At 59.0% G+C, this 24,420-nt stretch carries 25 protein-coding genes; 20 read left to right on the forward strand and 5 right to left on the reverse strand.

From position 1 onward, the window contains the following. Nucleotides 1–221 precede the first annotated feature (221 nt). Both aroA and ACVWY9_RS06520 read left to right on the forward strand, forming a co-directional pair. The gene (gene aroA / locus ACVWY9_RS06515; protein WP_457387839.1) at nucleotides 222–1,556 is read left to right on the forward strand and encodes a 3-phosphoshikimate 1-carboxyvinyltransferase; all 1,335 of its coding nucleotides are present in this window, start codon (nucleotides 222–224) and stop codon (nucleotides 1,554–1,556) included. Nucleotides 1,557–1,591: 35 nt separating this feature from the next. Then, nucleotides 1,592–1,942, forward strand: coding sequence for a TIGR03792 family protein (locus ACVWY9_RS06520; RefSeq protein ID WP_011432948.1), 351 nt, complete (start codon nucleotides 1,592–1,594; stop codon nucleotides 1,940–1,942). On the opposite strand, the gene ACVWY9_RS06525 is transcribed toward ACVWY9_RS06520, so the two are convergent. Continuing rightward, nucleotides 1,939–2,715 (reverse strand): DUF502 domain-containing protein, encoded by a 777-nt coding sequence (locus ACVWY9_RS06525; protein ID WP_238376947.1) that lies wholly within the window; start codon nucleotides 2,713–2,715, stop codon nucleotides 1,939–1,941. The two genes, ACVWY9_RS06520 and ACVWY9_RS06525, sit on opposite strands and share 4 nt — an antisense overlap. Before the next feature lie 294 nt (nucleotides 2,716–3,009). Here ACVWY9_RS06525 and ACVWY9_RS06530 point away from each other — a divergent pair, with 294 nt between their 5' ends. The 3 genes from ACVWY9_RS06530 (at nucleotide 3,010) to ACVWY9_RS06540 (ending at nucleotide 6,271) form a co-directional block, all read left to right on the forward strand. Continuing rightward, nucleotides 3,010–3,477 (forward strand): SRPBCC family protein, encoded by a 468-nt coding sequence (locus tag ACVWY9_RS06530; protein WP_414357051.1) that lies wholly within the window; start codon nucleotides 3,010–3,012, stop codon nucleotides 3,475–3,477. Nucleotides 3,478–3,554: 77 nt separating this feature from the next. Beyond that, nucleotides 3,555–4,070 (forward strand): GNAT family N-acetyltransferase, encoded by a 516-nt coding sequence (locus ACVWY9_RS06535; RefSeq protein ID WP_457387840.1) that lies wholly within the window; start codon nucleotides 3,555–3,557, stop codon nucleotides 4,068–4,070. Between the two features lie 95 nt (nucleotides 4,071–4,165). Next, nucleotides 4,166–6,271, forward strand: a complete 2,106-nt coding sequence (locus tag ACVWY9_RS06540) for a thioredoxin domain-containing protein (protein ID WP_457387841.1) — start codon at nucleotides 4,166–4,168, stop codon at nucleotides 6,269–6,271. 47 nt (nucleotides 6,272–6,318) lie between these two features. Here ACVWY9_RS06540 and ACVWY9_RS06545 read toward each other — a convergent pair whose 3' ends face one another. Beyond that, nucleotides 6,319–6,753 carry a Fur family transcriptional regulator gene (locus ACVWY9_RS06545; RefSeq protein WP_011432942.1) on the reverse strand — a complete coding sequence of 145 codons (435 nt, stop codon included), beginning with the start codon at nucleotides 6,751–6,753 and terminating at the stop codon, nucleotides 6,319–6,321. A gap of 219 nt (nucleotides 6,754–6,972) precedes the next feature. On the opposite strand from ACVWY9_RS06545, the gene ACVWY9_RS06550 reads away from it, so the two are divergent. From ACVWY9_RS06550 to ACVWY9_RS06575, 6 genes are all read left to right on the forward strand, one after another. After that, nucleotides 6,973–8,166, forward strand: coding sequence for a metallophosphoesterase family protein (locus tag ACVWY9_RS06550; RefSeq protein WP_457387878.1), 1,194 nt, complete (start codon nucleotides 6,973–6,975; stop codon nucleotides 8,164–8,166). 679 nt (nucleotides 8,167–8,845) lie between these two features. Continuing rightward, entirely contained in the window at nucleotides 8,846–9,190 is a 345-nt protein-coding gene (locus ACVWY9_RS06555; protein ID WP_414330075.1) for an ArsR/SmtB family transcription factor, read from the forward strand. 247 nt (nucleotides 9,191–9,437) lie between these two features. Further along, on the forward strand, nucleotides 9,438–9,689 hold the full coding sequence (locus ACVWY9_RS06560) for a hypothetical protein (protein WP_414330072.1): 252 nt from the start codon (nucleotides 9,438–9,440) through the stop codon (nucleotides 9,687–9,689). Nucleotides 9,690–9,802: 113 nt separating this feature from the next. Further along, nucleotides 9,803–10,348, forward strand: coding sequence for a DUF3110 domain-containing protein (locus ACVWY9_RS06565; RefSeq protein WP_414374936.1), 546 nt, complete (start codon nucleotides 9,803–9,805; stop codon nucleotides 10,346–10,348). A gap of 41 nt (nucleotides 10,349–10,389) precedes the next feature. Further along, nucleotides 10,390–11,115: a hypothetical protein gene (locus ACVWY9_RS06570; RefSeq protein ID WP_457387842.1), complete on the forward strand. Its 726-nt coding sequence runs from the start codon at nucleotides 10,390–10,392 to the stop codon at nucleotides 11,113–11,115. Between the two features lie 13 nt (nucleotides 11,116–11,128). Then, nucleotides 11,129–11,536, forward strand: coding sequence for a hypothetical protein (locus ACVWY9_RS06575; RefSeq protein WP_457387843.1), 408 nt, complete (start codon nucleotides 11,129–11,131; stop codon nucleotides 11,534–11,536). Nucleotides 11,537–11,560: 24 nt separating this feature from the next. Here ACVWY9_RS06575 and ACVWY9_RS06580 read toward each other — a convergent pair whose 3' ends face one another. The 3 genes from ACVWY9_RS06580 to larE all read right to left on the reverse strand — a co-directional run bounded on the left by ACVWY9_RS06580 (nucleotide 11,561) and on the right by larE (nucleotide 14,929). Beyond that, nucleotides 11,561–11,842, reverse strand: a complete 282-nt coding sequence (locus ACVWY9_RS06580) for a DUF1830 domain-containing protein (protein ID WP_414343190.1) — start codon at nucleotides 11,840–11,842, stop codon at nucleotides 11,561–11,563. Nucleotides 11,843–12,123: 281 nt separating this feature from the next. Further along, nucleotides 12,124–13,956: a DUF3769 domain-containing protein gene (locus ACVWY9_RS06585; protein ID WP_457387844.1), complete on the reverse strand. Its 1,833-nt coding sequence runs from the start codon at nucleotides 13,954–13,956 to the stop codon at nucleotides 12,124–12,126. 52 nt (nucleotides 13,957–14,008) lie between these two features. Further along, the gene (larE, locus tag ACVWY9_RS06590) at nucleotides 14,009–14,929 is read right to left on the reverse strand and encodes an ATP-dependent sacrificial sulfur transferase LarE (RefSeq protein WP_457387845.1); all 921 of its coding nucleotides are present in this window, start codon (nucleotides 14,927–14,929) and stop codon (nucleotides 14,009–14,011) included. On the opposite strand from larE, the gene ACVWY9_RS06595 reads away from it, so the two are divergent. The 9 genes from ACVWY9_RS06595 (at nucleotide 14,928) to ACVWY9_RS06635 (ending at nucleotide 24,411) form a co-directional block, all read left to right on the forward strand. Then, nucleotides 14,928–15,113, forward strand: coding sequence for a hypothetical protein (locus ACVWY9_RS06595; protein ID WP_457387846.1), 186 nt, complete (start codon nucleotides 14,928–14,930; stop codon nucleotides 15,111–15,113). The genes larE and ACVWY9_RS06595 overlap by 2 nt on opposite strands. A 284-nt stretch (nucleotides 15,114–15,397) precedes the next feature. Continuing rightward, nucleotides 15,398–15,769: a type IV pilus biogenesis protein EbsA gene (gene ebsA, locus ACVWY9_RS06600; protein ID WP_457387847.1), complete on the forward strand. Its 372-nt coding sequence runs from the start codon at nucleotides 15,398–15,400 to the stop codon at nucleotides 15,767–15,769. Then, the gene (cimA, locus tag ACVWY9_RS06605; protein WP_457387848.1) at nucleotides 15,759–17,477 is read left to right on the forward strand and encodes a citramalate synthase; all 1,719 of its coding nucleotides are present in this window, start codon (nucleotides 15,759–15,761) and stop codon (nucleotides 17,475–17,477) included. Before ebsA ends, cimA begins: the two co-directional genes overlap by 11 nt. A 17-nt stretch (nucleotides 17,478–17,494) precedes the next feature. After that, nucleotides 17,495–18,211, forward strand: coding sequence for a dephospho-CoA kinase (gene coaE / locus ACVWY9_RS06610; protein ID WP_457387879.1), 717 nt, complete (start codon nucleotides 17,495–17,497; stop codon nucleotides 18,209–18,211). Nucleotides 18,212–18,247: 36 nt separating this feature from the next. Continuing rightward, on the forward strand, nucleotides 18,248–18,754 hold the full coding sequence (locus ACVWY9_RS06615) for a hypothetical protein (protein ID WP_457387849.1): 507 nt from the start codon (nucleotides 18,248–18,250) through the stop codon (nucleotides 18,752–18,754). 122 nt (nucleotides 18,755–18,876) lie between these two features. Beyond that, on the forward strand, nucleotides 18,877–21,015 hold the full coding sequence (locus ACVWY9_RS06620; RefSeq protein WP_457387880.1) for a DNA polymerase III subunit gamma/tau: 2,139 nt from the start codon (nucleotides 18,877–18,879) through the stop codon (nucleotides 21,013–21,015). A 54-nt stretch (nucleotides 21,016–21,069) separates the two neighbouring features. Further along, nucleotides 21,070–21,663: an IS607 family transposase gene (locus ACVWY9_RS06625; protein WP_457387850.1), complete on the forward strand. Its 594-nt coding sequence runs from the start codon at nucleotides 21,070–21,072 to the stop codon at nucleotides 21,661–21,663. Further along, nucleotides 21,551–22,822 carry an RNA-guided endonuclease InsQ/TnpB family protein gene (locus ACVWY9_RS06630; protein ID WP_457387881.1) on the forward strand — a complete coding sequence of 424 codons (1,272 nt, stop codon included), beginning with the start codon at nucleotides 21,551–21,553 and terminating at the stop codon, nucleotides 22,820–22,822. The genes ACVWY9_RS06625 and ACVWY9_RS06630 overlap by 113 nt, the downstream gene beginning before the upstream one ends. A gap of 32 nt (nucleotides 22,823–22,854) precedes the next feature. Beyond that, nucleotides 22,855–24,411: a phytoene desaturase family protein gene (locus ACVWY9_RS06635; RefSeq protein ID WP_457387851.1), complete on the forward strand. Its 1,557-nt coding sequence runs from the start codon at nucleotides 22,855–22,857 to the stop codon at nucleotides 24,409–24,411. Nucleotides 24,412–24,420 lie beyond the last annotated feature (9 nt).

A 24,420-nucleotide genomic window follows, 5' to 3' on the forward strand; every position in this document is an offset into this window, starting at 1 on the left:
TCTATTTCTGCTGCTACAAAGTTCAGTATCTGCAAAAAAAAGGCCGAGGCCAGGCCCCGACCGAGGAATCCATGTTGTTAAGGTGATCCTCTGGGAAAAGAGGGGTTGCCGTCAAAAGACAGGCTGTCTTGGGATCCCCGGCAAAATCTCTGGGGCGCGAGTCCCGCTCTGAGTATGATGAGACTGCTCCTGCTTTTGCCAAGTCTGCCGTCAGGGTTGCTGTGTTGACTCACTCTTCTGCTACTGATATCTTGACCCTCTCGCCGGCCAAGGGCCTGCGCGGCCAAGTGAGCATCCCCGGCGACAAGTCCATTTCCCACCGCGCCCTGATGCTGGGATCCCTGGCCGAAGGAGAAACCACCATCCAAGGGCTGTTGCTGGGAGAGGATCCCCGCAGTACGGCAGCCTGTTTTCGGGCGCTGGGGGCAGATATTTCGGAGCTTAACAGCGAGTGTGTTCGCATTCGGGGGGTTGGCCTGGGCCGGCTGCAAGAACCGGCAGACGTGTTGGATGCAGGTAACTCCGGCACCACCTTGCGCCTGATGCTGGGGATCCTGGCTGGCCAGGCCGGGCGCTTTTTTGCCGTCACCGGCGATCGCTCCCTGCGCTCGCGGCCCATGGGACGGGTGGTAGAACCGCTGCGGCAGATGGGGGCCAGCATTTGGGGACGGGCCGGTGGGACGTTGGCACCTTTGGCCGTACAAGGGGGATCCCTCAAGGGCATTCACCATCGCTCCCCGGTGGCTTCGGCGCAGGTGAAATCCTGCCTCTTGCTGGCGGGTCTGCTGGCGGAAGGCACCACCCAAGTCACCGAGCCGGCTCTCTCTCGGGACCACTCGGAACGGATGTTGCGGGCCTTCGGGGCCAACATTCAGGTGGATCCGGAAACAAAAACCGTGGCCGTGGTGGGGGGATCCCGCCTGGTGGGCCAGAGAGTTCAGGTGCCGGGGGATATCAGCTCGGCAGCCTTTTGGCTGGTGGCCGCCTCCATTGTGCCCGAGAGCGAATTGCTGCTAAGGGATGTGGGCCTCAACCCCACCCGTACCGGTGCGCTGCAGGTGTTGCAGGAGATGGGGGCCGATATTCAAATTGAAAACTGCCGGGAAATGGCCGGCGAGCCCCTGGGAGATCTGCGGGTGCGTTCGGCCCGCTTGCGCGGCTGCACCATCGCCGGCGATCTCATCCCCACCCTGATCGACGAGATCCCGGTTTTGGCGGTGGCGGCGGCCTTTGCCGAGGGGATCACCGTGATTCGCGATGCCGCAGAGCTGCGGGTCAAAGAAAGCGACCGTCTGGCTGCCATAGCCCAAGAGCTGAGCCGCATGGGAGCCCAGGTCACTGAATATCCTGATGGCCTGGAAATCAAGGGAGGGATCCCTCTTCACGGGGCCGAGGTCGACAGCCACGAGGATCACCGCATCGCCATGAGCCTGATGGTGGCAGCTCTAGGAGCGCAGGGATCCACCCTCCTCAGGGGAGCCGACTGTGCCCGCATCTCCTACCCCGACTTCATTCCCACCCTGCAACGATTGACTGCTTCCCCCCTGGAGTCTTGAGAGGGCCCATCTTTAACTTTGCCGCCTCTGCTCCTATGTCGACCTGCCCCAGCCCGCCCGGCCCTATCGCCATCGAACATCTCTGCTTCCGGGTTCCTCCCGGTGGGCAAGCAGCCTTTCTTGAGCAAGACGAGCGGGTTTGGGGATCCGCCCTGCGCCGGCATCCGGGTTTTCTGGGCAAAGAAGTTTGGCTGGATCAAGAGGATCCCGAACTTGTCCACCTCATCCTCCGCTGGGCCAGCCGTGCTGACTGGAAGGCCTTTCCCTCCGAGCAAGTGGAGGCATTGGATCGGCAAATGCGGCCTTTTTATGTGCGCTTGGAACAGGCCAAAGAATACCAGCTCTGGCAGCCCGGCCCTTCTGCAGGGACAGGAAAGCAGGATTAAGGGATCCCTTCAGTCTCAAAACCTACCTCAGAGCCCACCGAGTCAGCCCTGGGGGATCCTGCCACCCGCTCCTGCTCCACCAGCTCCCGCAAACTGGGCATGGTCACGGCCAAAGCTCCTTCTCGCCGCTGCAGCCCCGCTTCAAAACTCTCAGGGGTGACAATGCCGCCGGAAATGAGCATCTTAAAAGCGTCTTCCACCGGCATGAACACTTCCACCACCTGGTCTTCCGGCACAATGGCGTACCAGCCCGTCGTTGGATTGGGGGTGGTGGGCACAAACAGGCCAAGGGAGCGCTGCGGCCCATCGGGCCGAATGGGAGTTTGAATGGTGCCCGTCACAAAGGCCAGCGCCCAAGCTCCTGGTCGGGGATATTCCACCAGCACCACCCGCCGAAAGCGCTGATTGTTGGGGGCAAACAAAACACTGACCAATTGCTTCAAGGTCTTGTACACCAGCCCCGCCACCGGAATCGCATGGAGCAACTGTTCGCTGAGATTGAGCAGCCACTGGCCGACAATGTTGCGGGCCATGAAGCCAATCAACAGGATGAGCACAATCGGCGTCAACAGGCCCACCGCCAGATCGATGAGGTTGATCAAGATCGGGTGCAAACCCTGGATGGGATTGAACTGCTTCGGAATGCTGGTCAGAAAGCCAATGCTCCAGGTGGCCACCTCCACCGTCAGCCAAATGGTAGTTGCCAGAGGGATCACCACCAGCAACCCCGCCACGAAGTAGTTCTTAAGATGCTGTTTCCATTGTGAAACCATGGTGAGGTCGTTCCGTCAAGTCAACCGAGTGGATGCACCGAACCTTTGCAAGTGGAGCTTGCAGATGGCAATCATGATACCTGCCTTCTGCATTGCCCTCATGGGGGGCAGCCGCAACTTGCTCGAAAAAGAAACCGGGCTGCCAAAAAGCGCAGAGCCCCAAACTTTCATCAGGCCGATAATGCTATCTTAGGTCGATATAAAATTTTGTAAAGGCAGGGATCCCGTCCCGAGGCGTTGTGGCCAAGCCCCTGGATGGTTTGTGTTTCTGCTGGGTGTAGCGTGGGAGGCCCTATGTCAGAGTCAGATTGGCTAGAGCATACCTGTCAGGTGGAGGTGCCTGTTCCCATTGAGCAGGTATGGGATTTGTGGGCCAACCTCACCCTCATGCCCCGTTGGATGAAGTGGATCCGCTCGGTGGAATTGCTGGATCAGGAGCTGTCCCGGTGGACACTGGATACCCGCGGCCTCACCTTCAGTTGGATCTCCCGCACCCACACGGTGGTGAAACACCAACACATCGGCTGGAGTTCGGTGGAGGGGCTGCCCAATCGGGGCGCGCTGCGCTTTTACGACCGCAAAGGCAGTACCATCGTGAAGCTGTCGGTGGCCTACAAGATCCCGGGGATCCTCGGCAAAATCTTGGATGGCCTGTTTGTGGGCAAAGTGGTGGAGAGCACCATCCAGGCGGATCTGGAGCGCTTCAAAGCCTATGCCCTAGAGCATGCGGGGCCAACCGCCGAAAGTGCCTCGGCCAGCTAGCCTCAGTTTGTCAGGCCCAAGTGTTTTGCTGAACTCCCCCTTCCTTGCCAACCCTCACTGCTGCAAAGGTCTTCTTCATGCCCGATCCCTCTCCTGAGCCTGTCATTGCCCTCTCTCGTCAGCCGGTGGACAACCGCAACATTCGCTTCTCTCTGGAGCGGGGCGAGCTGGATCTGGATCAACTTCTCCTGCTGTTGAACCGCAATGCCTTTTGGGCGCAGAATCGCCAGCGGCAGGAGATGGAGCGGGCCGTTGCCCACAGCCATCCGGTGGTCAGCGCCTGGGATGGGGAGCGCCTGATTGGCTTTGGCCGCGCCACTTCCGATGGGGTTTACCGAGCCGTCCTCTGGGATATCGTGGTTGATCACGATTACCGACGTCAGGGCATTGGCCGCAAGTTGGTGGAAACCCTGATCAGCCATCCCCACCTGCAGTCGGTGGAGCGCATCTACCTGTTCACAACCCATCAGCGCGGCTTTTACGAGCGGATCGGCTTTGTGGAAAACCCCAGCACCACCTTGGTCTTGCACGGGCGCCCTCTGGAGTTTTTGATCCCAGCTGCCGAGCAGGAGCAGGGGATCCCAGGGAAATGAGGCAGGTGAGTGTATCTTGAACAACAGTGGGTTGGCTCTGCCTTGGGAGGAGGACGCGCTAGCCTGAAAAGCAAAAAGGGTGAGAGGGTGTACTCATGGCCAATCGCCTCGCCACAAGTTCCAGCCTTTATTTGCGCAAGCACGCCGAGAACCCGGTGGACTGGTGGCCTTGGATCCCAGAAGCTCTGGAGAAAGCGCGGGCCGAGGATAGGCCGATTTTTCTGTCCATCGGCTATTCCAGTTGCCACTGGTGTACGGTCATGGAGGGCGAGGCTTTTTCCAACCCTGAAATTGCCGCCTTTTTGAATGCCCATTTTTTGCCCATCAAGGTGGATCGCGAGGAGCGGCCGGATCTCGACAGCATCTACATGCAGGCGTTGCAGCTCATGAGCGGGCAGGGGGGGTGGCCCCTCAATGTTTTCCTCACGCCCGATGACCTGGTGCCCTTTTACGCCGGCACCTATTTTCCCGTAGAGCCCCGCTTTGGCCGCCCGGGGTTTCTGGCCTTGCTGCAGCGCATCCTGCAGTTTTACCGGCAGGAAAAGGAAAAAATAGAGGAGATGAAAGGCCAGATTTTGACGGCTCTGACCACCCTCAGCGACTTAGTGCCGGAAGACCACATTCCCGCCGACCTGCTGCGCTCTGGGATCCCCAAGATCCAGCCTTTGCTCTCCAATGCCGGGGCGGTGCAGCAATTTCCCATGATGCCCTACGCTCAGTTGGTATTGCGTTCGGCCCGCTTCGACCCACCAGAAGGGATCCCCGGCTCCATGAGCGCTCTGGAACGGGCCAAAGAGCGAGGCATGGCCTTGGTGCTGGGAGGGATCTTCGACCATGTGGCCGGAGGATTTCACCGCTACACCGTGGATCCCACCTGGACGGTGCCCCACTTTGAAAAGATGCTCTACGACAACGGGCAGATCCTAGAGTTTCTCTCCGATCTGTGGGCGCACGGTATCCAAGATCCGGCCATCGAGCGGGCGGTGCGGCTGACAGTGGAGTGGGTGGCGCGAGAGATGACCGCCCCTGCCGGGTATTTCTACGCCGCTCAAGATGCCGACAGCTTTGCCCGGGCAGAAGATCGAGAGCCAGAGGAGGGAGAGTTCTACGTCTGGCGCTGGCAGGAGCTGCAGGAGCTCTTGGGGGAAGAAACCTTCCGCGCCTTGCAGCAGGCGTTTGACCTATCGCCGGGGGGCAACTTCCCCGATCGGCCCGGCTGCATCGTCTTGCAGCGCCAACAGGGAGGAGCGTTGCCGCCAGAAGTTGAAGCCGCCTTGACCACCCATCTGTTTCAGGCACGCTATGGCTCTGCGGATCGACGAGTTCCCTTCCCTCCGGCAGTGGATGCCCAATCGGCCCGTCTGCAATCCTGGCCAGGGCGAATCCCACCTGTCACCGACACCAAGATGATCGTCTCTTGGAACGCCTTGATGATCTCCGGCCTGGCGCGGGCCTATCAAGTGTTCGGCAACGCAGACTATCTGCAATTGGCTCTGCGGGCAGCCCAATTCATCCTCAGCCAGCAGCGCCACCCTGAGACCGGATCCCTGTTGCGCTTGAACTACGATGGCACAGCGCAGGTGCCCGCCAAATCGGAAGATTACGCCCTGCTGATCAAGGCCCTGTTGGACTTGCAGCAAGCCTGCCTGCCCCTGGTGGGGGATCCCACCCCTCAAGACTGGTTGCAGGCTGCCCTCCAGCTCCAGCAGGAGATGGATGCGCAACTGTGGGATCCGGCCAGGGGGGGATACTTTGTCAGCGATGCCCAGAGTGCCCCTGAGCTGTTGGTGCGAGAGAAGGAGTTCCAGGACAACGCTACCCCTGCAGCCAATGGGGTGGCCATTGCCAACCTGGTGCGCCTTGCCGCCCTCACTGGAGATCTGGACTACCTGGAGCGGGCAGAGCAGGCCTTGAAAACCTTTGCCCACATCATGAGCACCCAGCCGCGCACCTGCCCCAGCCTTTTTGCCGGACTGGATTGGTATAGCAATTGGGTGAAAGTCACCCTGGAGGCCGATTCCATTCCCGCCTTTCAGCAACGATCTTGGCCCACCACCGTCTTTGCTCTCCCCACCGAAGCCGAACCTCTGCCGGAAGGAGCTCTAGGGCTGGTGTGCTGGGGCAACAAATGCCTGGCCCCTGCCAGTTCTCTCGAGCAAATCCAGTCGCAAATCGGCAAAGGCCAAAATCGAGCTTACTGACCTTTGCCCAACTTTTGCTCAGGGCAGCAGGGATCCCTTTGCCAAGGTTACCGCTGGGGCTCCGCAGGCTTTTCCACCCCAAAAAACTCAATGCGGTAACTTTGGATGCGGGTGCCCGTTTGTTGCTCCACTTGGGCCAGCAGTTCAGGCGGCAGCTCCACGTCCACATCCAAGATGCGGTTGCTATCCAGACAGTTCACGTGGCTGTGGGGATGGGTGCGGTTGCCGTAGCGGCGCCCATCGGCACGATCCAAGCACTCGACAATGTTGTGGCTGGCCAAAGCTTCCAGGTTTTGATAAACGGACGTGTGGCCAATCGGTTTGCCCTGCTGATTTAAGCGATCGTAAATCTCGCGGGCGGAGAGGTGCTCGCCACACTGCCACAGCAGCTCCAGGATATAACGGCGCTGTCGGCTCAAACGCAGATTGCACTCCCGGCACCGTTCCAAAGCAGCTTCCAAAGAATCCAAGGGGCGAGGCATGGAAAACCTCAAGTCATACCGAGTCTGAGATAGGTAGTTGCTCATCTCTACCAAGGTAGCATTTGTGCGTCAACAGTTGTTCAAAAAACACCCCGAACTCTACAAGAGCTGCCGCGCATAGCCATCTTCGAGCCGAGTCCAGGCCGTGCGCAGATGGAAGAGCCCAACATCAGCCTTTTGATTTTCTACAATACCGCTGGAGTGTTGGGGGCAAAGATCATGCAGCGGCGCAAGGTAATTCTGGGTTTGTTGGGGTTGGCCAGCAGCAGTGGATTGGCAGGAGCCTATTGGGCCAGTCGGCAGCAGCCCTCTCATCTAGCCCCAGGGATGGGATCCCCTAGAGCCGCTCTCCCCTCTCCTAACCCCCAGCCCACCCCCACCGTCGTCCCCCATCCAGATGCCCCCCATGGCCTCTACATCCCCCCCCGCCGAGATCTGCGCCTCTTGGTCATCAGTGACATGAACGGCATCTACGGCTCGGTGGAATACGACCCAGAGGTGGATCGGGGCATCGGCCTCATCCCCTATCTTCAGCCGGATATTGTTTTGGGAGGAGGAGATATGGTGGCCGGTCAGGATCCCCGCCTGTCGGAGGAGCGCATTCGCGCCATGTGGGCAGCCTTCGACCGGCATGTAGCTGGCCCAATCCGTGCGGCCAAACTTCCCTACGGCTTTACCTTGGGCAATCACGATGCTTCCTGTGCCCGCACCACGCGGGGCGGCTTTCTCTTTCAAAAAGAACGGGGTCTGGCCCGCGAGTTTTGGAACGATCCGGCCCACGACCCAGGTTTGAACTTTGTGGATCGGGGGGACTTTCCCTTCTACTACACCTTTGAAAAAGACGATGTGTTTTACCTAGTCTGGGATGCCACCTGCAATTACATCCCGCCCGAACAAATGGCCTGGGCGGAAGCGGCTCTGGCCAGCGAACGGGCTCAGAAGGCCAAGTTGCGCATTGTCATCGGCCATCTGCCCCTCTACGCCATCACTGTCGGGCGCGACGATCCGGGAGAAGTGCTGCTGGAGGCGGATGCCAAACGGGCTCTGCTGGAGAAGTACCGCGTCCACACCTACATCAGCGGCCACGACCACGGCTACTACCCTGGCCACAAAGGGCAACTGCAACTGCTTCACTGCGGCATTCTCGGCTCTGGCCCTCGTCCCCTCTTGGGCAGCCCTCTGCCCCCCCGCAAGACCCTCACCCTTATCGACGTGGATTTCGAGAGCCCAGATGTTACCTATTACACTACCTATCACATGCGGGATCTGAGCGTGATCGACCAAGCAGAGCTGCCCCGTTTCATCACTGGGCACAATGGCTTGGTGCTGCGCCGCGACGTCAATTGGGACAACCTCACCCCTGAAGAAATCGCCACCTGCCAAGCTCGTATTGGATCCCTGTGTCGGGATTAACGTCTCCGTCTTGGCAAAAGATTGATGAGCCGTTTGTAGATGCTGATACATTTACGCTGAACACTGCTGAACATCACTGTTCAACTATGCAGCGATAGCATTCTGTTTGTTTCCATTCGCGTTAGCGGGACGGAGTCCAAACAGAATGGCGGTATCCCGCAAAGCTTTGAGTAGAATACCCAAAGCGCAGTTTCCGTGTCGTCTTACTACCAATTTTCTGCTTTGCTTTGGCTACCATGTTGGCAAACTCGAAAGTAAACAGAAAGATCAACTGGTAGTAATCCGTACTGAACATATTATACATTATTTTCAGTATAGTTGAGCTTATTATTGACTAGAGTCATGCTCTCGCGAGGGTTCTGCACACTTCGCGAGCAGCCCAGGCTTTTCAACAGATGATTCAAAGCAGCTTTTTCCAGCAACACCAGCCATAGCCGGTGCAACTGTGTCTCTCGCATAACGGATGCCGGTGATTGATTTCAGCGAAACTGTAGAGAGCTTGTGAAGGCAGCAACAAGAAACGTTAAAGAGAACACAAAGTTGGCAACGGAATGTTGGCAGTGTTATCTTCAAGCGCGGTTGACCTACCGTCGCTGAGCCGGTTGACTGTTGCGCCTTTTCCCTGCCGTCCAACTGATCGACAACTGGAGCGCAAAACTCCTGCTACCCTGGTTGAATGATGGTTTCGTTCCTGGTTGAGGTAGAGGGGAATTTGACAGATGAGCAGGTGCGGGAGGGATTCCACGCCCTCTCTGACCCGATTCGCCTGCGCGTGCTGCAACTGCTGCAGGGGCGTGAGTTGTGTGTTTGTGATCTCTGCGAGGAGCTGAAGGTGAGCCAATCCAAGCTCTCGTTTCACCTCAAAACCCTGCGGGATGCGAAATTGGTCAATGCTCGCCAGCAGGGGCGCTGGATTTACTACAGCCTCAACCCACCCGGTTTTCAGCTCCTGCAGCATTTTTTGGATAGATTGGGGCAAGCTGGCCCTGTCAAGGCCGCAGTTCCCTGTGTGGAAGACCTCTAAGGCGAGCAGGGATCCCAAAATGTCCCTAGAAAAACTGTCGGATCCCGCCCTTGTACGTTCCGAAGACGGGCTTGCTGCAACACAAGAAATTACAGATGTGAATGGTGTTCCCTGCTGGCAACCCCAGGGATCCCGGCGGGTCAACTCGGAGAAAATGAGGATCCCATCTCCTAAAATCCATCAAAGTTCCCTGACACCAGCTCCCCCGTTGCTTAGTTAGGATTGATACAAGAGAGGTGGGAACAACATGATACGTGAACAGCGAGAAGAGTTGGAACGCATCCACCGAGCACACCTGTGGAATCGCCTCAAGGAGCGGGTGAAACGCGCCCAGTTGAATCCATCTCTGCTGGCTTTGCTGGCACGAGAGGCTTTTGAGTTGGGCTTCCCCCTTCCCTCTTTATCTGACCAACCCCAGGTCAATTCCCCTGCTGAGCAGCCCCAAGATGGAAGTCATCATCGCCGCACAAGGCCTCCGGCCCGCTGGCGCGAACGGTGAGTCCACCCTCTCTTCTGGCCGAGAAAGCGGGCAGCCACGATCATAGGAGAATTTCTCTCCAGAGACTCTCAAAGCAGCTAGTCTAGGCAATGATTTTGAATAAATCAGAGCCCATGATGAACACCGCCGAAGCCCTTCAGATTCTCAACCTTCCGCCGGACGCAACCGAGCGGCAGATCCGGGGGCGACTGTTTCAGGAATACCAAACCCTCAGTACTGCCCTCGCAGAACTGGAGGACGAGCGACAAAGACCCTTGCTAGAGGCGCAACTGGCGCGGCTGAATGAGGCGCGGGATGTATTGCTCAGCGGGGGATCCCAGGCTGAGAAGGGTTTGTCTTGGGTCAGCCCAGAGGACTTGCCCCCCCAGGTGATTGTGCTGCTTTACCAAGCCAATGGGCAGGAGGGAATCTGCACGCGCCAGGTTGGGGGTCAAGATATCGTCATTGCTTTCGAGAGCTCGTTTGCGGCAAGAAAATATGCGCAGCGGTTGGCTCAACAGGGGCTGCCCAAGCCCGTGGCAGAACGCTTTGACACGCAGGAGATCGTCGATTTTTGCCGCAGCGGAGGGTATGGGTTGATGGTGGTTCCGGCCAGCGAAACGCTGGAGCCCCTACAAGAAAGCACGGAAGCTGCCCGTGATTGGCAGGGCAGGTCTTGATGCCGTTTGGCCTCGATCCACTTGCGTTAAGGGTGCCCTCGATGATTAGTGTGGAACCGATCTCTGTGGACGAGTTTCGCCAGCTCATGGCCGCCGATCTGGACGCTTGCTGCGAGGCCTTTGATTTGCGGGCGGAGTACCTGCGTCTGCAGCAACAGCGGCTACGCTCCTGGGGCATGCTGGCCTTTGGTTTGATAGCAATAGCCTTGGTCATCTTCTTGGGGATGCGGGATCCCGGCTCTTGGGTGTCCTATACCGCGGCTGCCGGGATCCTACTGCTGCTCCTGTTGGGGATCCTGAGAGTCAGCCTGCGCTTGGGAAAAAGCCTGCATCGCATCCGGCAGCGTTGGCAGGAAGCCCATCTGCTCAACAGCACCCCCGAGGTGATGAAGTTTGCCACCGATCTGGCCCGCAAAGTAAAAGACTACAACCACTGGGTCAACGAGCTTCGGCAATCGCTGCAGGGGGGGCAGCATTGGCGGGATTTTCGGCAACTCAGTGAGGCTGAGCAAAAGTACATCCAGTCGCTGTTTTTGCAGGTGCGGGCCCAACTGGTGATGGCCCTACAGGTGTGCCGAGCTTTAGTCGAGGATCCACAAGCCTCTGTGGCTCAGTATCTCAACCAAATGGTTGCCCGGGATCAGCAACTGCTGGAGCAGTTTACCGCCAAAAACCTGACCGCCAACCGCTACGTGACCTTGGCTCGCCAGCTATCTGTGCTGGAGGAAGATTTGCAAGCCCAGCTCAGAGCCTTGGGATCCCGATGATACCCTGTTGGAGGTGTCCAGCAGCGTACTCATGGGCAGTAGAGGCACTCGAAAATTGTACGGCCTGTTGCTTGCCGGCGGACTGGGCTTGCTGGGATGCGGGGATCCGAATGTACCTCTGACCCAACCGCCCCCCGATGCTTTTCGGGTTAGCACCCCACGGCCACCGCGCCTGGATCTCTATCCCACCCCATCACCAACACCAACTCCTACCCCGACACCACCCCCCAGCTTGCTGGAGCTCACAGCCCGTTGGTTGGGGATCCCTTGGCCGCCCCAAGAGACCAGCCTGGTGAGATTGAGCGCCCATTTCCTGGAGATCCCCCTACCCCCGAAGCCGCGCCGCTCCGCCAGCCCCTCGCCTCAGCCTTCCCCCAGCCCAGAGAGTGAGGAGAGAAGGCAACAAGGCCGGGAAACCTAGTCCGCACCGCTGGCCTCTGGGGATTTAGGCGCCTACGGTCGCCGGCTCCGTTTCTCGAACGCGCAGCTTTTCACAGGGGATGGTATCCGCCAGAATAGAGCTGGCCATCATACCCGTGTGAATCTCCAGTTTGGCTCCGGGCACCGCCTCAAACAGCAGCCGCTGGCCTGGAAAGACCACCCGCTCAAAGTACCAGTTTTCGATATTCGTGATGCGAACCACCTGAATGGAGCTGGTCGCATTGATGTAGCTACAGGTTATTCGCTCTGCTCGTTTTTTATCGGGGATTGCATCGAGTGTTTGCATTGTTCAGATCACCAGCCCACTTTGCTCAGCCTATCATCTACCCTAACACCGCCTGGGGATCACTGCGGTAGTCTGCGATACGGCGATCCCAACTGGCAGAAATCAATCCTGGAAAAAATAACTTCTGTATTTTACCTTACTGTTTCGATTTCCAAGAGGGTTCTGCAATTCGAGGAAGATTTGAATTAGGATTTTTCCCCAATATGGGACAATTTCTCATAGAAAATCTCCACAGAGTAGTAGTCAGGATTACATTTTTCCGTTCCCTTGGAGTTTGGGGATCAGGGCTCTTGGATCCTCGATCCCGTCGTCGGCTGCGGCGAGGATTGGCCGGGATCCCAGTTCAGGCCCTCCACCCGCAGCTCCAGAGCCCCCGACTGGCGCACCGGATTGTACTGCAGGCTAAAGCCATAGGTGCGGCGGTCGTAGCCCAGGCGATAGACGACATCCACCTGCTGGCCCGACTGCAAATCTACCGTTGTCTCTGCCCCTACCCGCAGCGGGCCGTACAGTTGTTGCAAAAAGCCCAGGACGAGCTGTTCCCGCGTGGTGATGCGGTCGAACAAAAATGGCGAGGCTCCGGCCAAAAAACCGTTGGAGTAGGTCACCCTCAGGTTGGTGTAGTCGAAGGTATCGGCCACAAAAGCCCCAATCACCGCATCAATGCCAATACTGCCGGCAGTATAGCTCTGGGCTCGGCCATTGGAGTAAAAAGACTGGCTGCTGCTCACACCGGTGCTGAGCCAGATCCCTTGCTCGATGGGCAGAGCGGAAAAGCGGGGTGGGGGATCCGCCGCCGTCTTGGGAGGGCTCCAGAGGGGAAAGGAGCGATTCAAGGTTGCCCCCAGTTGCAGGCGGGAGAGCTGAATGCGGTCGGTGGTGTTGGCTAAGGCCAACTCCGGATCCGTGTCGATTTCATCCGGCTGCCCCAAGGCATCGATGTAGTCGGCGGCTATGCGGTAGCTGAGATCCAAGCCGGTATTGCCCAGGCGGAGGGTGGGGGAGCGGTAGCTGGCACCGAGGCGGTTTTCCACAATTTGAAACCCCAGGCGACCGCTGAAGAAGCGTTCCCGATAGGCGTAGGTGTAGGCGACTTCTCCGCCATCGCCGGTGGTGATGCGGTGTTCGACCTGGGCTCGCAAGCGCTGAGCAAACTCCTGGAAGACGATCCCCCGCAGCTCGGCAAACAGCGAGGTTTGAGCGTTGGCTTCCGGTTGCCGCCAACGAAAATCGGCCCGCAGCCCGATCCCATCCAAAAGGCCCTGCTCACTGCCCCAAAGGCGCTGCGGATACAGTTGCGGGGAGAGCACCAAGCTCACATTGGGATCCCGCAGCAGCTCGAAGTTGGGTTGCAGGATCAGGCCCCGTCGCAATTCTTCTCGGTCGAAATCGTCGTAGAAGATGCTGACCGGAGGCTGACGGTTCAACGAGTCGAAGCGCAGCCGAATGGGCAGGGGCAGAAACAAGACCTGGTCGAAAACCAATTGCCCCGCCTCGGCAATCAAAAGGCTGGAGCCATCGGCTTGCAGGGTGGAGGTCACCCGTGGGCTGCGAATCTCCAACTCCGGCGGATCCAGCGGGTCGTTGGTCAGCCGCACCTGTTCTCCTTCCCAGGTGTTGGCATCGAAGCGAATGCGAACGGCACGAAAGCGCACCAACCGCTCTGGCGCCAAAGCGGCTGCCGGGGATCCACTGGCCTGCAACTGGCCAATATCCACCTGCCCGAAGGCCTCTTCCAAAAATCCCCGCTCTTGCTCAAAGTCGTACTCCAGCCGGGATCCCTGAATGCGCTGCCGATCCAGTTGAATAGAAACATTGCCCTCGGCCACAGCCCGCCGCTGTCGCAGTTCAATGCGCAGGCGATCCGCCCGCAACACAGAGCGGCCCAGCCGCATCTCCACATTGCCTTCTGCTTGGAAGACTTCCGCCCGTTGATCGAAGGTTTGCCGGTCAGAACGCAGCCGTAACGTTCGGTCGGCAACGGCGCTGAGGTCAGTCGTATCCATGGGCTGAGCGCCCCCCTTCTTCTGGGACTCCACCTGAGCCGCAGTAGGGCCGGCAACTGCCAACCCCAGCACCCCCAAGCAGAGCCAGAGCAACCGCAACCCTCTCATAATCACCCGGCGCAAAACTTCAACACAGATCCCCTACGGCTTCCCCAGCCCGCTAGCTTGTGGCCAACTGGGAAAGGTTGAGGACTCGGTTGAGCTTGCCGCTGCGGTAGCCCTCCAAATCGAGACTGACATAGAGATAGCCGAAGGATTGCAGGGCCTTGACCAGCGCTTCCAGATTGGTTTTCTGCACAAACTCCACGATCTGATCCGGAGGAAGTTCGATGCGGGCGGTGTCCTTCTCCGAGCGCACCCTGACCTGCCGCCAACCCAAGCTGCGCAAGTAGCGCTCCGCCGCTCCCACCCGACGCAGCTTCTCAGGGGTGATTGCCTCCCCGTAGGGAAAGCGAGAGCTGAGGCAGGGTTGGGCCGGTTTATCCCACCAAGACAGCCCCAGGTGGCGAGACAATTGCCGCACCTCCAGCTTGCTCATCCCCACCTCCGCCAAAGGGGAACGCACGCCGCGCTCCCGAGCTGCCTGTGTCCCCGGTCGGTAATCGGCCAGATCGTCGGCATTGAGACCATCCACCACATGGTTATATCCCTGGGCTTGGGCCAACAGGCGCAAGGTATCGTGCAAGTGACTTTTGCAGAAGTAACACCGGTTAACAGGGTTGGCAGCGTAGCTCGGATCCTCCAGCTCGTGGGTTTCGACGATCTGATGGCGGATCCCGATTTGCCGAGCCTGCTGAATTGCTTCTTCCAAATCTTCCGGCAGCAGCGAAGGAGAAGCAGCGGTGACGGCCAGGGCCCGCTCCCCCAACTGATCCCAGGCCAACTTGGCCACCAGGCTGCTATCAACCCCCCCAGAGTAGGCCACCAAGACCTGCTCCATCTCGGCGAAGATCTGGACAAGCTGCTGGAACTTGCGCTGCAGGACGGGATCCCACTCCAGCAGGAGGTTGGCCGCTATTCCTCCCTCTCCGGGGGGGAGAGGGTCGAGACGAGAGGCGGTTGGGCCTTGGGCTGTGCTCATGAAGACAGAAGATGCCAAGCGTTTGGATAACCAAGCAAGGGCACCGTCTCGCCACCGCCGGCAGGAGAAGAGCCGGTTGCGAGCAGGGGCAGGGATCCCCCCTCTTTCTATTCTTTCCCAGAGATCCCCGATTTTCCAACGCTTCCCTCCAGCTTGGGATACGGGATCCCTCAAGGAAAAGTAGACAATTGGGCAATCTATCCGTAGTCCGCTGACCTGCTGTCGCGATGGTGCTATGCCTCCGGCACCCTACCGGGAACTGCACCGCTTCGCGATACGCTGAATGAAATGGGTTGCAGTGGCCCCTTATAATTTTTTCTGGGTTCTCTGCCGCAATTGACCTCACAGCTTTTTCCGGCGACACTTGCTACAGCCAATGCAGAGATATCTACTTGGTTATAGGGATCCCACCTATCTTGCAGAACTTCATGAAACTTAGAAAAAGCGGTACCCCTCTCCTAGCGCACCATGGCTTTGCAACTTGAACCCGCCAGCCCGCCAGAAGTGGCCGTTTATCAGCCCTATTACGCCGTTGCCCGCCGACAGTACCTAGCCCTCGCGGTGGGCCTCCACAAAAAAGCCAGCCTGGAAGGGCAGAGGGCCATCGAGGGGGAAGAGCCTGTCCGCTTCTTGGCCAGTTGGCACATGTCCCCGTTGCCTTCGGATCTGACGGTGGTTCAGGTGATCTTTGCTCAGGATGCAGATCTCACCTATCAGCTCTCCATTGCCAACTACGAGTTTGTGGATTATCTGATTGATGTCGTCTCTTTGGTGCAGCGCGGACAACCGCCGGATTTCTCCACCGCCTTTTACAAGAAACTGATGCGATATGAAGATTGATCTGGGTTGCTCAGCCACCATCACTCTCTACGACACCACACTGCGGGATGGGGCCCAGCGAGAGGGTCTATCGCTGTCGGTGCAAGACAAGTTACAGATTGCCAAGCTGCTGGATCGGCTGGGGATCCCGTTTATTGAAGGGGGCTGGCCAGGAGCCAATCCCAAGGATGTGCAGTTTTTCTGGCAGATGCGGGAAGAGCCCCTAGAGCAAGCCGAGCTGGTGGCTTTTTGTTCTACCCGCAAGCCGGGGCGGCGGGCGGCAGACGATCCCATGCTGCAGGCCATTTTGGCGGCGGGCACCCGCTATACAACCGTCTTCGGCAAGTCTTGGGATCTCCACGTCACCGAGGGCCTGGGCACCACGCTGCAGGAAAACCTGGCCATGATCCGCGACACCATTGCCTATCTGCGATCCCAGGGGCGGCGGGTCATCTACGATGCCGAGCACTGGTTCGACGCCTATCGCCACAACCCCGACTATGCCCTGCAAACCCTGGTGGCGGCTGCCGAGGCAGGGGCAGAGTGGCTGGTTCTCTGCGATACCAATGGCGGATCCCTGCCCCATGAGATCGCCCAGATTACCGCAGCCGTCTTGGCAGAATCCCATCACCTGCGGCATTTGCCTCTGGGCATTCACACCCACAACGACTCCGGCACTGCTGTGGCCAATGCCCTGGCGGCGGTGCAGGCAGGGGCGCGCATGGTGCAGGGCACCATCAACGGCTATGGGGAACGCTGCGGCAATGCCGACCTGTGCAGCGTCATTCCCAACTTGCAATTGAAGCTGGGCTATCGCTGTCTGCCGCAAGAGAAGCTGCAACACCTGACGGAGATCTCCCGCTCCATCAGCGAGGTGGTCAATTTGGCCCCGGATGACCATGCTCCGTTTGTGGGCCTATCGGCCTTTGCCCACAAGGGTGGGATCCACGTCAGCGCCGTTCAGAAAAACCCTCTCACCTACGAGCACATCGCCCCGGAGCAAGTGGGCAACTGTCGCCGCATCGTGGTCTCGGAACAGGCGGGGCTGAGCAACATCCTCCACAAAATGGCCGGATTCGGGATCCGGCTGGAGAAGTCGGATCCGCAGGTGCGCTTGATTTTGGAGCGGCTGAAAACCCTGGAGCTGCAGGGCTACCAGTTTGAGGCGGCTGAGGCCAGCTTTGAGCTGTTGGTGAGGGGGTTGTTGGGTCAGCGCTCGCATCCGTTTGAAGTGCTCAGCTTCAACGTGACGACCACCACCCGCTCCGATTGGAACAGCAAAGACCGGGATCCCAGTGGCGAAGCAACGGATGTGCAATCGTTGGCGGCGGTGAAGATAGCGGTGCAGGGGCAGACTCGGGTGACGGCGGCGGAAGGCAATGGGCCGGTGGCCGCTCTGGATGGGGCGTTGCGCAAGGCGCTGCTGGAGTTCTATCCCCAACTGGAGGCGATTCACCTGTCCGACTACAAGGTGCGCATTTTGGATGGGCGAGCCGGCACCTCGGCCAAAACGCGCGTGCTGGTGGAGTTTAGCGACGGTCACCGCCGTTGGACAACGGTGGGGGTTTCCACCAACATCATCGAGGCCTCCTGTCGGGCCTTGGTGGAGGGCTTGGAGTACAGCCTGCTGCCGCCCAGCTCCCCCTTGCCCGCTTCTGCAGAGCACCGTTCTAACGACTCCGTCCGAGTAGCGCAAACGGCAATGGCCGCACCAGAGGCCTCTTCTTGACTATGGCCTACAGCTCGATGAGGATCATCGGCCTGACGGGCGGAGTGGGCACGGGCAAATCCACGGTGGCCCGCATCCTGGAGCAGCACGGGATCCCGGTGGCCGATGCCGATCAAATGGCCCGCCAGGCTTTGGCATTGGGATCCTCTATTCGAGACAGGGTGCTGGAACGCTATGGAAAGGCCATCCAAACGCCCTCTGGAGATCTGGATCGCCGGCAGTTGGGCCAGATCGTGTTTGCCGATGCTGCCGAGCGGGCTTGGCTAGAGGCCCAGATCCACCCTTTTGTTAAAGCTCAACTGCAAGATTTTCTGTCCGCGTTGGCGGAGCAGAGCTCTGAGGCGCATGGCGTGTTGCTTGAGGAAGGGCCTGGTTCCCAAAAGAACAGCGGGCCAGGGTTTTCCTCTGCCCAGGGATCCCAAACCGTTTGTCTGATGATCCCGTTGCTGTTTGAAGCCCACCTGCAGGGGTGGGTGAATGAAATTTGGGTGGTGACTTGCACTCCAGAGCAGCAGCGGCAACGCCTTGCTCGCCGGGATCTTCTTACACCGGCAGAAATCGAAGCTCGCATCGCCAGCCAGTGGCCTTTGGCGGAAAAAGTGCGCCGTGCCGATGTGGTGCTGGACAACTCCGGATCCCTGGCTGAGCTGGAAGCCCAGGTGAAGCAAGCTTTGGCGTCGGCGGGCCAGAGGCCATTTGCCTCACCCCCGCGGGCCGGATACAGTGACGGATAGGGGATCCCCTACGCCCCGGTGGGACGGAGGGTAGCCATGTACGGGTGGGTTGAGGGAGAAACGATGCAGGAAGCAGGCTGCGTTGGCGAGACGGAGTTTGCTCAAGCTCTGGCCGCGCGGGAGCGGGAAATCCAGCTTTTGCGAGAGCGCAATCGCATCTTGCAGGGCCAGATAGACCTTCTGGAGCTGCGCCAAGAAAAGCAACACCGGCAAATTCGCAGCTATGAGGCGGAGATCGAGCAGCTTTACCAAGAGAAGCAGTTGCTGGAGCAGATGATTCAAGAGTTGCCAGAGCTCTACCGGCGCAAGCTGCAGGCCCGCCTTCAGCCCATTCGCGAGCGCATCGCCGCCATCCAGGCCGAGAATCGCCAGCTTAGGAAGGAGTTGTACCAGCTCAGCTACCGCGTGCAGCACATGGATCAGCTCGACTCGCCCGGCTGGATCCAGCTTCCCTCTCTGCGTCGCCGGGATCCCAAGTCCTCAGCGGAGCGGAGCACAAAAGCTCTGCCGGTCTCCCCCCCTGGTGTCCAGCCCTGCTCTTGATGGGCAGGGAGGGATCCCGCCATCGAGAAGCCAGAATAGGGGAGCCCCGGTGGGATCGCGTCAGCAGAGCAGAGCTCTTGCGCGGTTCCGGTTGGGGCGCTGCTTGCTTGGAGATCCCGGAAATGGCCACCGCTGGCAACTATGAACCCCTGCATTTAAAATACCGCCCGCAGCGCTTTGCCGATGTGGTCGGCCAAGGAGCGGTGGTGCAAACGCTGGCCAATGCCATCCGGCTGGGGCGGGTGGCACCTGCCTATTTGTTCTGCGGGCCGCGGGGCACGGGAAAAACCTCCAGCGCCCGCATCTTGGCCAAGTCCTTGAATTGTGAACAGGGGCCGACGCCGGATCCCTGCCAGGCGTGCAGCCAATGCCGCGCCATCACTGCGGGAGCCTCCCTGGATGTTCTCGAGATTGACGCGGCCAGCAACACCGGCGTAGACAACATCCGCGAGCTGATCGAGCGGGCCCAGTTTGCCCCGGTGAACAGCCGCTACAAAGTCTATGTCATCGACGAGTGCCACATGCTCAGCAATGCGGCCTTCAACGCCTTGCTGAAAACTCTTGAAGAGCCGCCCCCCCGCGTGGTATTTGTCCTGGCCACCACTGACCCGCAGCGGGTTTTGCCCACCATTGTTTCCCGCTGTCAGCGGTTTGACTTCCGCCGCATCCCCCTCGACGACATGGTGGCCCACCTGGGCAAGATCGCCGCCCAAGAAGGGATCCCTATCACGCCGGAGGCGCTGCAACTGGTGGCCCAACTTTCCCAAGGGGGCCTGAGGGACGCCGAACGCCTGCTGGACCAGCTCAGCCTCTTGGAAGGATCCATCACCCCGGAGGCGGTTTGGGACTTGGTGGGCGGGATCCCGGAACAGCAGCTTTTGGCTCTGATGGATGCGCTGCTGGCTCAGGATGTGCAGGCGGTGCTCAGCCAAACTCGGCAATTGTTGGAGCGGGGCAAAGAGCCCTTAGCCCTGTTGCAGAACTTGGTGGCCCTTTACCGGGATCTGCTGCTGGTCAAGACAGCCCCCCAGCAACGGGAGTTGGTGGCTGTAACGGACTCCACCTGGGCAGCCCTGCAGCAACGGGCCCCTCGCTACTCGGTGGAGATACTGCTGGCAGCCCAGAGCCATCTGCGCCAGTGTGAGCCGCAAATTCGTCAAAGCGGACAGCCCCAACTGTGGTTGGAAATTGCCCTAGTGGATCTGCTGGGCCAGCTGCGCCCAAGCATGGTGGCTGAGGATTCAGCGGAACGGAGTCCTTTCCCAGCCCTTGACCTATCTCCTGCACCCCAGAGAACTCCCCCGGACGGGACAGCCCCTCCGGCCCCTGCTGCGACCATCAGCCCATCAAGCCCATCAACTGTTGGTGAGATAGATGAATTAACTGTTGGGCCTTCAGCCTCCCCTGCTGTTGCGTCGAGCCAGAAGGCAGATCGCGCTACTCGGACGGAGTCCTCGGAGCAGCCCAGAGAACCGGCAAGGGACGCCGCCACAGTCAAGCTGCTGCGCCCCCACTGGGACGAGTTCCTCAAGCGCCTCTCTCCCCTCACCAAGGCTCTGATGGGATCCGGCCACCTGCACCAAGAGACTCCTGAAGCAATTACCCTCGCCTTTCCCAGCAAGGGTCTGGTGGAAAAAGTGCGCAGCAAAGAAGCCGAACTGCGGTCGGTGCTCCACAACCTGCTGCAGCGCCCTGTGCAGCTCAACTTGATTGTGCAGCGCTCCAGCGGGCCGCATGTTTCCATTCGCGTCAGCGGTGCGGAGTCCTCGGCACTGCTCAGCCGAGAAACAGACCTGCCCCCCGCCCCCCCAGATCCTGTCACCACGCCGGGGTTGCAGAGCGATAGCACCAACAGTCGTGCTTCCTCAAGGGAGCCCAGAGCAGAACCGCAGAGCCACGGCCTTGCCCAGCGACAGCAACATTCCCCTTCTGACTCCAGCCCACCTTCGCCAGAGCCTGAGCGGGACAATCCTATGGGTGGCCCCAAGGTGGCCGGCTTGGCAACCCAAGGACTTTTTCCTGCCGGTGCGAACAAAGTGCTCCGCACCGCTGTCGCGACCGATTCTCCAAGTCGTGCAGAGCGCCGCGACACCCTGCACGGTGGGCAGTCCTTCGAGCTAACCCAGGAGCTGGCGGAGATTGCCCGCCGTTTTGCCGACCACTTCAACGGCAGCTTGGTGGATTTGGAAGGGGTGTTGGGGTCTGACGTGACGGGATCCACGGAAGAGCTCTCCTCAATAGAGCATGACTCTAGTCAATGATAAGCTGGACTATACTGAAAATAATGTACAGTATGTTCAGTATGGCTGCTTGGTATGGCTAGGTATGTAAAACCGAGAGAAGCGGCGGACTATTTCGGGGTGTGTCTCCACACTTTGAGGCGATGGGAACAGAAAGGCTGGATCAAAGCAATACGTACTCCATCTGGTAGGGCAAGAAGGTATGACCTCGACAGCTACATCAGAACGCCAAAGAAAGCCAAACGAGTCGTTTTGTACGCCCGAGTCAGCAGCCGAGGGCAGAAGCCAGACTTGGAGAGACAGATTGCAAAACTGGTTAGCCTCTATCCTGGAGCCGAAGTGGTCGGAGAGATTGGCGGCGGTCTCGACTTCAAAAGACCAAAGTTCCTTGCCTTATTGGAGCGAGTTCGTACAGGAGATGTCGGAACAATTGTGGTCGCTCATCGGGATCGACTCTGCCGGTTTGGATTTGAGTTCGTTGAATGGTACTGCCGTCAATACGGGTGCGAAATCTTGGTTCTCGATGACGATCACCTTTCTCCCCAACAGGAACTGGTTGAGGATATCCTCACCATCCTGCACTGCTTCAGCAGTCGGCTCTACGGACTCAGAAAATATCGGGCTGCAATCGAGAAAGATACGGATTTATCCAGAGCTGGCGCTGGCTAAAGTCTGGAAGCGGTGGCAAGCGGCGTGCCGGTACTGCTACAACCAAGCGATTGCCTATCAGCGTCAGCATGGTGCCCCAAAAACGGCCAGAAAGCTGCGGGACATCATCCTGCGCTCCGACCTGCCTGAGTGGGTGAAAGACACCCCCTGTCACATCAAGCAGAACGCGGTCGTCGAGGCGTGGTTGGCGTTTCGCCGAAGCAAAGACGCGAGGTTTCGCAGTGTGCGGGACAGGTCGCATACGCTGCAATTCAACGCCGGCAACTTTCGCAATGGGACGTGGTATCCGAAACTCACCCGAGGTTTGGCGTTCCGTGCATCCGAGGAGATGCCCAGAGAATGGGCACGTGGAACTGAGCTAATGCGGGTGAAAGACAGATGGTATGCCATCTTTCCTGAGCCCGTGAACGAGCAGTGTTCGTTAGCAAAGGGGGTTGTTGCACTTGATCCTGGAGTAAGAAGCTTCCTTACAGGGTTTGATGGGGCGGGCTTTGTAGATATCGCCAAGGGGGACTTTGGCAGGATCGTTCGGCTGTGCTACCACCTAGACGATCTGCAGTCTAGGCTGAGTAAAGCACCGAGACCCAAGCGTAGGCGAATGCGGCAAGCGGCGTTTCGTCTGCGGGAGAGAATCAGGAACTTGGTGGACGAGTGCCATCGCAAGGTAGCGGTGTTCCTAACGGATAACTACCGATTGATATTCCTCCCCACTTTCGAGTCAGCCAAGATGGTTGCCAAGGCAGGGAGGAAGTTTGGTAGCAAGACAGCAAGGGCGATGCTCACCTGGGCGCACTACCGGTTCAAGCAGTCCCTGAAGTTTCAAGCCAAGAAGAAAAACGTGGTTGTCGTGGAAGTATCGGAAGCGTACACCAGCAAAACCTGTACCAAGTGCGGGCACATCCACACCAAGTTGGGTGGCGCAAAGGTGTTTAGATGCCCAAAGTGCAACCATAGGCTACCACGAGATTGGCAAGGCGCTCTGGGTGTTATGCTCAGAGCTTTGCGGGATACCGCCTTTCTGTTCGGCCTCCGGCCCGCTGACGCGAATGGACTCCGTCCCGCTGACGCGGTCGCGTTAGCGTCGCGTAGCGACAACGGAGACGGACAGAATGCTATCGCTTCACCGCTGAGCAGTAATGCTCAGCAGTGTTCAGCGTAAATGTATCAGAAGCGTTTGCAGAAGGATTGTTGATGAGCTACGACGCGGTGGTGATTGGGGCCGGCCACAACGGGCTGGTGAGCGCTTGCTATTTGGCCAAAGCGGGGCAAAAAGTGCTGGTGCTGGAGCGCTATCACACCGTTGGTGGTGCTGCCATTACGGAAGAAATTCACCCGGGCTTTCGCGTGTCGGTGGCTTCCTATTCCTGTAGTTTGCTGCGCCCGGAGATCATTCGCGATTTGCGCCTGCCGGACTATGGCTTTGAGGTCTACGCCAAGCAACCTTCCTACTTCATGCCTTTCCCGGATGGGCAGCACCTCTTTCTGTATGCCGATAACCGTGCCAAGAGCAAGGCGGAAATTGCCAAGTTTTCTCGCAAAGATGCGGAAGCCTACGACCGCTGGGAGGAGTTTTGGGATCGGGTGAACGAGGTGGTGGAGCCAACCTTAATGCAGCCGCCGATTTCACTGGGCCAACTGGCGGATCGCTTTGCAGCCGTCGGGTATGAGGACGATTTCCGCCGCATTATGCTCCTCTCGACCACTGATCTCCTGGATGAGTTCTTCGAGTCGGAGCAGGTCAAGGCGGCGATGGCTCCCCAATCTTTGATCGGCACCTCAGCCGGGCCGATGACTCCGGGTACGCCCTACATTTGGCTAGTCCATGCGGTAGGTCGGGCCATTGGCTCGCGTGGGGTCTGGGGCTATGTGCGCGGTGGGATGGGATCCATTACCCAAGCGATGGCCAAGGCAGCTCTGGACTTGGGGGTGGAGATCCGCACGTCTGCTCCAGTGGCGGAGATCTTGATGGAGAGTGGGCAGGCCACTGGAGTCGTCCTCGAATCGGGGGAAACCGTGCGGGCGCGGGCGGTTCTCTCCAATGCCCATCCCCAAATCACCTTTTTGCGACTCTGCTCCTCTTTGCCCCCAGACTTGCGTGACCGGCTAGAACGGCACTACCGCACCTCAGGCCCGGTGTACAAGCTCAACTTGGCCCTGGAGGAACTGCCCCGCTACACGGCGGCCCCTGCTGAAGTGCCCCCAGAAGTGGTCAGTTCCGCCACGGTAGACATTGCTCCCTCGGTGGCCTATCTGGAGCGGGCTTGGGATGATTGCAAATACGGGATCCCTTCCCGGGATCCGTTTATCGAGATCTACAGCCAATCCCCCACCGACCCGACAATGGCTCCCCCAGGCAAGCACATCCTCTCCTGTTTCTGCCAGTTTGTGCCTTACCAACCCAAAGGGCGGGACTGGAACGATGGCCTACGGGAGGAATTTGCCGATCGGGTAATCGACAAAATTGCCCAATTTGCCCCCAACATTAAAAACGCCGTGATCGCACGGCAGATGTTGTCGCCCGTGGATCTGGAGGCCCGCTTTGGCCTTGTGGGGGGCAGCATTTTTCACGGGGAAATGACGCCGGATCAAAGCTACAACCTGCGGCCCATCTCCGGCCTGGCCGACTATCGATCCCCCATTCCCGGCCTTTACCTCTGCGGCTCAGGGGCGCACCCAGGAGGCGGAGTGACCGGGATCCCTGGCCACAACTGCGCGCAGGTGGTGCTTGCCGATCTGCCGAAACTCTGACCGAGGAAA

It is taken from the genome of Thermostichus sp. OS-CIW-31, from assembly GCF_054060305.1.